9 protein-coding genes and 1 pseudogene are annotated in these 8,376 nt (G+C 65.9%); 6 read left to right on the top strand and 4 right to left on the bottom strand.

The window, feature by feature from the left end; all coding sequences use genetic code 11:
- The 4 genes from WAN02_RS05565 to WAN02_RS05550 all read left to right on the top strand — a co-directional run.
- On the top strand, positions 1–544 hold a 544-nt coding region (locus WAN02_RS05565; protein ID WP_422263177.1), incomplete at its 5' end, for a PE-PPE domain-containing protein.
- Between the two features lie 7 nt (positions 545–551).
- Positions 552–1,910, top strand: a complete 1,359-nt coding sequence (locus WAN02_RS05560) for a WS/DGAT/MGAT family O-acyltransferase (RefSeq protein WP_422263176.1) — start codon at positions 552–554, stop codon at positions 1,908–1,910.
- 4 nt (positions 1,911–1,914) lie between these two features.
- Positions 1,915–2,397, top strand: coding sequence for an NUDIX domain-containing protein (locus WAN02_RS05555; RefSeq protein WP_422263175.1), 483 nt, complete (start codon positions 1,915–1,917; stop codon positions 2,395–2,397).
- Between the two features lie 24 nt (positions 2,398–2,421).
- Positions 2,422–3,327 carry a haloalkane dehalogenase gene (locus WAN02_RS05550; protein WP_422263174.1) on the top strand — a complete coding sequence of 302 codons (906 nt, stop codon included), beginning with the start codon at positions 2,422–2,424 and terminating at the stop codon, positions 3,325–3,327.
- A 4-nt stretch (positions 3,328–3,331) separates the two neighbouring features.
- Here WAN02_RS05550 and WAN02_RS05545 read toward each other — a convergent pair whose 3' ends face one another.
- Positions 3,332–3,760 (bottom strand): lipoprotein LpqH, encoded by a 429-nt coding sequence (locus tag WAN02_RS05545; RefSeq protein WP_422263173.1) that lies wholly within the window; start codon positions 3,758–3,760, stop codon positions 3,332–3,334.
- 94 nt (positions 3,761–3,854) lie between these two features.
- Between WAN02_RS05545 and WAN02_RS05540 the strand changes: the two genes are divergently transcribed.
- The gene (locus WAN02_RS05540) at positions 3,855–5,087 is read left to right on the top strand and encodes a cytochrome P450 (RefSeq protein ID WP_422263172.1); all 1,233 of its coding nucleotides are present in this window, start codon (positions 3,855–3,857) and stop codon (positions 5,085–5,087) included.
- 12 nt (positions 5,088–5,099) lie between these two features.
- Here the strand turns inward: WAN02_RS05540 and WAN02_RS05535 are convergent, their stop codons facing one another.
- Both WAN02_RS05535 and WAN02_RS05530 read right to left on the bottom strand, forming a co-directional pair.
- On the bottom strand, positions 5,100–5,534 hold the full coding sequence (locus tag WAN02_RS05535) for a nitroreductase family deazaflavin-dependent oxidoreductase (protein ID WP_422263171.1): 435 nt from the start codon (positions 5,532–5,534) through the stop codon (positions 5,100–5,102).
- Entirely contained in the window at positions 5,527–6,618 is a 1,092-nt protein-coding gene (locus WAN02_RS05530; RefSeq protein WP_422263170.1) for an ATP-dependent DNA ligase, read from the bottom strand. Before WAN02_RS05530 ends, WAN02_RS05535 begins: the two co-directional genes overlap by 8 nt.
- A gap of 38 nt (positions 6,619–6,656) precedes the next feature.
- On the opposite strand from WAN02_RS05530, the gene ligD reads away from it, so the two are divergent.
- Entirely contained in the window at positions 6,657–7,697 is a 1,041-nt protein-coding gene (gene ligD / locus WAN02_RS05525; RefSeq protein WP_422263169.1) for a non-homologous end-joining DNA ligase, read from the top strand.
- Between the two features lie 230 nt (positions 7,698–7,927).
- Here the strand turns inward: ligD and WAN02_RS05520 are convergent.
- Positions 7,928–8,376, bottom strand: a pseudogene (locus WAN02_RS05520) (hypothetical protein); the annotation flags it as partial.

Below are 8,376 nucleotides of genomic sequence, written 5' to 3'. Positions count from 1 at the left end.
GAATGCGTTGATGATGGGCGGCTCGGGCATGCCGACACCGAGCGAGTTCTGGCAAGGCAACATCATCACCGACTACATCGATCGCGCCACCGGCGCCGACTACACGCCAGTGCTGGTACCCACGCCGGAATCGTTCGCCAGCACCTCGGGCCCGATCGGTCTGGCGGATCTGCAGGCCGCGATGGCCCATCAGCAGTTGATCGAACCCGGCGATCCCTATCTGGTCGAAGGTTATTCGCAGAGCGCGTCGATCGCGGTCGACGAAAAAATCGAGCTCTTGCAGGCCCGGCAGCACCCGGATGTCACCTTCCTGCTGTTGGGCGACCCCAATCGGCCCGACGGCGGCATGGTGGAGCGGTTCGTCGGCTTGAACATCCCTGGATTCGGTGACTTCAACGGAGCCGATCCGACCGACGCCGGTATCCCCACCATCGACATCGCCAACCAATACGACGCCGTCGCCGATTTCCGCCGCTGGGAGGACTTTTCACCAGCTGAACCAATTCGCCCGATCGGGCGGGCCGGGATCATGCCGGGGCTTTAATTGGGTCATGGAACTGATGAGTCCACTGGACTCGGTATTTTTGATGACCGAATCGCGCGAGCACCCGATGCACGTCGGGGGTTTGCAGCTGTTCCAGCCGCCGGAGGGCGCCGGGCCGGACTACGTCCGGGAAGCCCATGACGCCCTGGTCGCCAACCGCGACTTCCAGCCCACCTTCCGCAAGCACCCCGCCTGGACGTTCGGCGGACTGCCCAACGTCGCGTGGACCTACGACGACCCGGAAGACGTCGAGATCGAATATCACGTGCGCCGCTCGGCGCTGCCGACGCCCGGACGTGTCCGCGAGCTGCTCGAGCTGACCTCGCGGTGGCACAGCGGCCTGCTCGACCGGCACCGCCCACTGTGGGAAGCGCACTTCGTCGAGGGTTTGAACGACGGCCGATTCGCGCTCTACAGCAAGTTCCACCACTCGTTGATCGACGGAGTTTCCGCGCTGCGGCTCATGCAGCGGACGTTGTCGGCTGATCCCGACGACACTGACATGCAGGCCATTTGGGACCTTCCCCGTCGCAAGCGCGAATCCGAGAAGTCGAAGCGGCCCGGTCTGTCTCAACTGGCGGGATCTATTGCGGCATATGGCCCTTCGACGTGGTCGCTGGCCCGCGCCGCGCTGCTCGAGCAGCAGCTGACCTTGCCGTTCGGCGCGCCGCGCACCATGTTCAACGTGCCGATCGGTGGTGCGCGACGGGTTGCCGCGCAGTCGTGGGGGATCGACCGGCTCAAGAGCATCAAGGTTGCCGCGGGAGTGACCTTCAACGACGTCATCCTCGGGATGTGTGCCGGCGCGTTGCGCTACTACCTGCTGGACGAGCAGGCGCTACCCGACAACCCGCTGATCGCGATGGTTCCGGTGAGCATGCGTTCGGAGGCCGACGCCGACGCCGGTGGCAACCAGGTCGGTGCTCTGTTGTGCAACCTGGCCACTGACGTCGACGATGCGGCGAAGCGGCTGGAGACGATCAGCGCATCGATGCGCGGCAACAAGAAGGTGTTCGCCGAATTGCCTCGGCTGCAGGCCTATGCGTTGTCCGCGTCTCTCATCGCGCCGCTGGGACTGGCCGCGCTTCCGGGCTTCGTCTCGACGGCACCGCCACCCTTCAACATCGTCATCTCCAACGTGCCCGGGCCGACCAAGCCGATGTACTGGGGCGGCGCCCGACTCGACGGCAACTATCCACTGTCGATCGCCTTGGACGGCCAGGCGCTGAACATCACCATGGTCAACAACGCGGACAACGTCGACTTCGGTCTGGTCGGTTGCCGGCGAAGTGTGCCGCACCTGCAGCGGCTGCTCGGCCACCTGGAAACCTCACTGAGGGATCTGGAGCGCGCGGTCGGAGTGTGACGACGTGCCCAAGCTGAGCGCGGGCCTGTTGCTGTACCGGGTACGCGACGGAGTCGTCGAGGTCCTGATCGCGCATCCGGGCGGACCGTTCTGGGCCGGCAAGGACGATGGCGCCTGGTCGATTCCGAAGGGCGAGTACGCGCAGGGGCAAGACCCGTGGGCGGCCGCGCAGCGAGAGTTCGAAGAAGAGGTCGGCTCGGCGCCACCCGCGGGCCCACGCATCGATCTGGCTCCAGTCAAGCAGTCTGGCGGCAAGGTCGTCACCGCGTTCGCGGTCCCGGGTGACCTCGACCCGGCCAACGCACACAGCAACACTTTCGAACTCGAATGGCCAAGGGGCTCAGGGCAAATGCGCGCCTTTCCTGAGGTCGACCGGGTGGAGTGGTTCCCGGTGGCCCAGACCAGGGTCAAGCTACTGAAAGGCCAGCTCGCTCTGCTCGATCAATTGATGGCGGATCCGCGCATGGCCGGTTTGCGGGAGGGCTGACGGGCCTGGCGTATCTTCACACTAATGCAGACACTGCGCACACCAGAGGACCGCTTCACGGATCTACCCGAATTCCCTTATCCCGCAAACTATTGCGATGTTTCCGACGGCGACGGCGGGACGCTGCGGATGGCCTGGGTGCAAGACGGGCCCGCCGACGCCGACCCGGTGCTGATGTTGCACGGCGAACCGTCGTGGTCTTTCCTCTACCGCAAGATGATCCCGGTGCTGGCCGCGGCCGGGCATCGCGTCGTCTGCCCCGACCTGGTCGGCTTCGGTCGCTCAGACAAGCCGACCCGGATCGAGGACCACAGCTATGCACGCCACGTCGAATGGGTACGGGAGCTCGCTTTCGGCGCGCTGGACCTGCAGCGGGTGACCCTGGTCGGACAGGACTGGGGTGGCTTGATCGGGCTGCGGCTGGCCGCCGAGCATCCGGAGCGTTTCAGCAAGCTCGTCGTCGCCAACACCGGTCTGCCCACCGGCGACATACCGATGCCGGAAATCTGGTGGCGGTTCCGCCAGGCGATCCAGACTGCCCCGACGATCGACGTCGGCCGGTTCGTGCAAGGGGGTTGTCGGCGGCCGATGAGCGACGAGATTCGCGCGGCCTATGACGCGCCGTTTCCCGACGACACCTATTGCGCGGCGCCGCGGGCCATGCCCGGCCTCGTCCCGACCTCGCCCGATGACCCCGCCGCGCCGGCCAACCGATCCGCGTGGGCGACCCTGACCGCGAGCTCGACGCCGATGCTGGTCGCATTCAGCGACAGCGATCCGATCACCGGCGGCATGGCGCCGATCTTCCAACGCAAAATGGCGGGCGCGCAGGGCATCGACCACCCGGTCGTAGGGAACGCGGGCCATTTCCTCCAAGAGGACGCCGGTGAGGAGCTCGCCGGGTACATCGTGGACTTTCTCGGCGGCTAGGCCGTCAGCACGACACCTTGATGCTGAACGTCTCGGCCTTCAACCGCGTGGGTTCCGATTTGTTGAAACCCAGTGCGGCGCCGGTGATGTGGTAGGTGGGTCCGGTCATCGTGACCGTGGCCTCGCCCTGCAGCGCGTGTTCGTACGAACCGGTGAACCCGTCGAGATCCAGCAACCGAACGAACTCGGCCTTCAGCTTGTTGGCGTTGGACAACATCGCGCTCACGCCAGAAGCGTGCAGGTCGGTGTGAATCCTGGTCATCCAGTCGATCGACTCGCAGCGCACCGAATACGTTTTGCCCACGTCTTTGCCGTCGATGGAGAGCACGGCGGTGCCCGGCGGCAGCACCCCGGGCCTGGCCGGCGCGGCCCTGTCGGAGCAGCCGCTGATCAGCAGCACCGCGGCGGCGACGGTACAAACGCCCTTATTCACATGAGGAACCTAACTCCGTGGCCGCGCGAATGTGCTGTCGTCTCCGCGGGACCGTAGCTACCTGCAACTTCTTTCCGACCTGCACAATGCAAATATGTCTGCCACGTCGAGTGTTGCCGGGCCGCAGGAACTCCTGCTGCAACTCCTGGATCCGGCAAACCGGGCCAACCCGTATGCGGTGTACGAGCAGTTCCGGGACCGCGGGCCGATGCGGTTGCCGGACAGCAACCTCACCGTCTTCTCGTCCTACCGTGACTGCGACGAGGCGTTACGGCATCCATCGTCGTCGGTCGACCGGCTCAAGTCGACGATGGCCAAACGGATGTTCGCCGAGGGCGCGACGGCGCGACCGCAGGGGCCGCCGATGTTCCTGTTTCTCGATCCTCCCGATCACACCCGGCTACGCAAACTGGTCAGCAAGGCATTCGTGCCCAAGGTGGTCAACGAGTTGACGCCGCATATCACCGAACTGGTCGACGGGCTGCTGGACCGCGTCGCCGAGCAAGGCCGCTTCGATGCGGTCAGCGGTCTGGCCTACCCGCTTCCGGTGACGGTCATCTGCCGGCTGCTGGGGGTTCCGCTGCAGGACGAGGCGGAGTTCAGCCGCGCCTCGGCGTTGCTGGCGCAGGCGCTCGATCCATTCTTCATGGTCACCGGACAACCGGCCGGCGGCATGGACGAACGCATCCGAGCCGGGCAGTGGCTGCGGGGATACCTGCACGACCTGATCGCTCAGCGCCGGGTGCAACCCGGCGACGATCTGATGTCGCGGCTGATTGCGGTCGAAGAGTCCGGCGACCAGCTGGCCGAAGACGAGATCGTGTCGACCTGCATGCTGTTGCTGATCGCCGGCCACGAGACCACCGTGAACCTGATCTCCAACGGGATGCTGGCAATGCTGCGCGACCGGTCGCAGTGGACGGCCCTGGGAGCCGACGCCGAACGGGCGCCGGCGGTCGTCGAGGAAACGTTGCGCTACGACCCGCCGGTGCAGTTGGTGGCCCGAATTGCCGCTGACGACTTGACGATTGGCGACACCCACGTCGTCAAGGGCGACACGATGGTGCTGCTGCTGGCCGCGGCTCAGCACGACGTGAGCGAGTTCGACCAACCGGCGACCTTCGATCCCGATCGAAAAGCTTTCCGGCACTTGTCCTTCGGGCGTGGATTGCATTTTTGCCTAGGTGCGCCGCTGGCCCGGCTGGAGGCCGCCATCGCCTTGTCGGCGGTGACGGTGCGCTTCCCCGATGCGCGCCTGGACGGTGAACCGGTCTACAAGCCCAACGTCACGCTGCGCGGGCTGGCGTCGCTCGAGGTCGCGGTCTGAACTGTCGTCGGGTCAGTTGCGCGGCGTCGCCGGGCCGGTCGGCGTCAGTGCGACGACCGGAATGACCCGCGACGTCTTGCTTTCGTAGTCGGCGAATCCCGGATACTCCTGCGCCTGCTGCGCGTACTTCTCGTCGCGCTCGGCGCCCTCCAACTCGGTGGCATGCACGTCGACGATGTCGTCGCCAACCTCGATCCGAGCGTCCGGGTTGGCTTTCAAATTCCAGTACCAGGCGGGGTTGTTGTCTGCACCGGCGTACGAGGCAAAGATCAAATATCGCTCGCCGTCAGGCCGATACATCATGATGTTGGTCCGCGGCTGCCCGCTGCGAGCACCAACGGTGTGCAGGACGACCAGCGGAGCACCCTCGAAGTTGCCGCCTACCCGACCATGATTCTCCCGGAACTCGGCGATATTGCGTTCGTTGAAGTCATTGCCGTCAGTCATGCCGGACAGTCTTCCCGGTTGAGCCGAGGCCCGAAACAATATCGCCGAGGCTGAACCTGATGGGACTGTCGAGTTGGGCGTAGTTGCACGACTCCGGCTCTCGGTCGGGACGCCAGCGATTGAACTGGGCGGTGTGGCGGAACCGCTCACCTTCCATGTGGTCGTAGCGCACCTCGACGACGAGGTCGGGCCGCAGCGGCACGAACGACAGGTCCTTGCCCGCGTTCCAGCGGGAGAACTCGTTCTTGCGCGGTGTGCGTTCGCCCGCCTCGTGGGCCGCCCAGTTCCACGGGTGTTCGTCGAAACTCGTCACCAGTGGCTGCAGTTCGGCGAACAGTCGCCGGCGTTCGGCCATCGGAAATGCCCCGATCACGCCGACCGACGCCAACGTCCCGTCGTCCTTGTACAGCCCGAGCAGCAGCGAGCCGATCGCGTCGCCGCCGGATTTGTGCACGCGATAACCGGCGACCACGCAGTCTGCGGTGCGCTCGTGCTTGATCTTGAACATGATGCGCTTGTCGGGCTGATAGGTGATCGTCAACGGTTTGGCGATGACGCCGTCGAGACCTGCCCCCTCGAATTCGTCGAACCAGCGTTGCGCGGTGGCCAGCTTCGTCGTGGCGGGCGTCACGTGAAACGAGGGGCCCGACCCGGCGAGCGCATCGACGAGCGCCGCGCGCCGATCCGAAAACTGCCGGGCGGTGTAGTCGTCGTTGTCGAGGGCGAGCAGATCGAACGCGATGAACGATGCGGGCGTCTTCTCGGCCAGCATCCGGACCCGCGAATCGGCCGGATGGATGCGCTGCTGCAGCGCCTCGAAGTCCAGGCCGTGGTCGGTGGCGATGACGATCTCGCCGTCGATCACGCAGCGCTCCGGCAACTCGGCGATGGCCGCGGCAACCAACTCGGGGAAGTACCGGGTCATCGGTTTCTCGTTGCGGCTGCCGACCTCGACCTGATCGCCGTCGCGAAAAAGAATCGACCTGAACCCGTCCCATTTGGGCTCATACGACGCGTCTGGTGGGATCGCTTTCACCGATTTGGCCAGCATCGGCGAAACCGGCGGCATCACAGGCAAGTCCATGTGCACATTGTGCTGGAACCCTGTGCTGGAATCGGGAGATGGCATCGCCAGCGGAGGAAATCGACGTCGACGGGATCGCGGTTCGGCTGACCAACCCGGACAAGGTGTACTTCCCGAAGCTGGGCTCAGAAGGCACCAAGCGACGGCTCGTCGAGTACTACCGCGCCGTCGCGGCAGGACCGATGCTGGCCTCGTTGCGAGACCGGCCGACGCATCTGCAGCGCTTCCCCGACGGCATCGACGGCGAGGAGATCTACCAGAAGCGCATTCCGCAACACCATCCCGACTACCTGGAGACCTGCCGGATCACGTTCCCGTCGGGACGGACCGCCGATGCGCTGCGGGTGACCCACCCCGCCGCGATCGTGTGGGCCGCGCAGATGGGCACGATCACGCTGCACCCGTGGCAGGTCCGCTGCCCCGATGCCGAGCACCCCGACGAATTGCGTGTCGACTTGGACCCGCAGCCCGGTACCGGTTTCGCCGAAGCACGATCCGTCGCCGTCGATGTGCTGCGGCCGCTGCTCGACGAGCTCGGGCTGGTGGGTTATCCGAAGACGTCCGGCGGTCGCGGCGTCCACGTGTTCCTGCGGACCAAAACCGACTGGGATTTCATTGAGGTGCGTAGCGCCGGCATCGCGCTGGCCCGCGAGGTGGAGCGTCGTGCGCCGGATGCGGTGACGACGTCGTGGTGGAAGGAAGAACGCGGCAAGCGCATCTTCATCGACTTCAACCAGAACGCCCGCGACCGCACCTTCGCGTCGGCGTATTCGGTGCGGCGCACCGCAATTGCGACGGTGTCGATGCCGCTCACCTGGGACGAGCTGGCAACTGCGAACCCCGATGACTATACGATCGCGACCGCGGCCGAGCTGGTGGCCAACCGCGACGACCCGTGGGCCGGTATCGACTCGGTCCGGCAGTCGATTGAACCGCTACTGGAGATGGTCGCCGCCGACGAAGAGCGCGGGCTGGGCGATCTGCCCTATCCGCCCAACTATCCGAAGATGCCGGGCGAGCCGAAACGTGTGCAACCATCGCGTGATACCGACCTCACCAGTAAAAACAAGCCAAAGTGATGCGGTGCGCCACCTAGCGTCACCGCTCTTGGCCCGGTATGTACCTGGCGGGCACTCGTCGTAGGGACCGGAGGAGATCGGCAATCCGCCGACGGCCAAACCCGTTCCGAACCCAACGCCCGCGCACGCCGCAGACAGGACAATATCCGCCGCCCCGACCGGCGCCGCGATCAGAGTTGCAACTCGGACAAACATGGGCCGACCTCCTCCTTGACCTGCCGCAGCCGGTCTCAGCCGGGCGAGCCGGGCGTGCCGGGTGTGCCATCGGGGCCGCCCTTGCCGCCCGCGGTTCCGCTAACGCCCGTAGCGTTCTCGTGGCCGTCCGACTGGCCCATGCCGCCGTCGCCGCCGTTGCCGCCGGTGCCGGGGTTGGCGGTATCGACATAGGTACCGCCGTCTCCACCGGCACCGCCGTTGCCGCCCGCAGCGGTGATGCCGGTGGAGACGGTGCCGCCGGAGGGGACGAGCCGACCAGGGTCACCGTTACCACCGTCACCGCCAACCGCAACGTTCGTACCGTCGAGGCCACCGTTACCGCCGTTGCCGCCGATCGAGGTGCCGTTGACAATCGCAGTGCCTTGGGGGCTGCTGTCGCTATTGACGGTGGTCCAGGCGTAACCGCCGTCACCGCCGTTACCGCCGTCGCCGGCGCCACCGGTGCCGCCGGTCGCGGTGCCAG

The organism is Mycobacterium sp., from assembly GCF_049281135.1.
GTDB lineage: Bacteria > Actinomycetota > Actinomycetes > Mycobacteriales > Mycobacteriaceae > Mycobacterium.
The sequence above is the reverse complement of the archived record's forward strand: the minus strand, read 5'-3'. Positions and strand labels throughout refer to the sequence as shown.

What these genes read in the sequence shown, in the direction of transcription:
- WAN02_RS05560 (WP_422263176.1), top strand. Translation starts at nt 552, where the DNA reads ATGGAACTGATGAGTCCACTGGACTCGGTATTTTTGATGACCGAATCG.
- WAN02_RS05550 (WP_422263174.1), top strand. Translation starts at nt 2,422, where the DNA reads ATGCAGACACTGCGCACACCAGAGGACCGCTTCACGGATCTACCCGAA.
- WAN02_RS05540 (WP_422263172.1), top strand. Translation starts at nt 3,855, where the DNA reads ATGTCTGCCACGTCGAGTGTTGCCGGGCCGCAGGAACTCCTGCTGCAA.
- WAN02_RS05535 (WP_422263171.1), bottom strand. Translation starts at nt 5,534, where the DNA reads ATGACTGACGGCAATGACTTCAACGAACGCAATATCGCCGAGTTCCGG.
- WAN02_RS05530 (WP_422263170.1), bottom strand. Translation starts at nt 6,618, where the DNA reads ATGGACTTGCCTGTGATGCCGCCGGTTTCGCCGATGCTGGCCAAATCG.
- ligD (WP_422263169.1), top strand. Translation starts at nt 6,657, where the DNA reads ATGGCATCGCCAGCGGAGGAAATCGACGTCGACGGGATCGCGGTTCGG.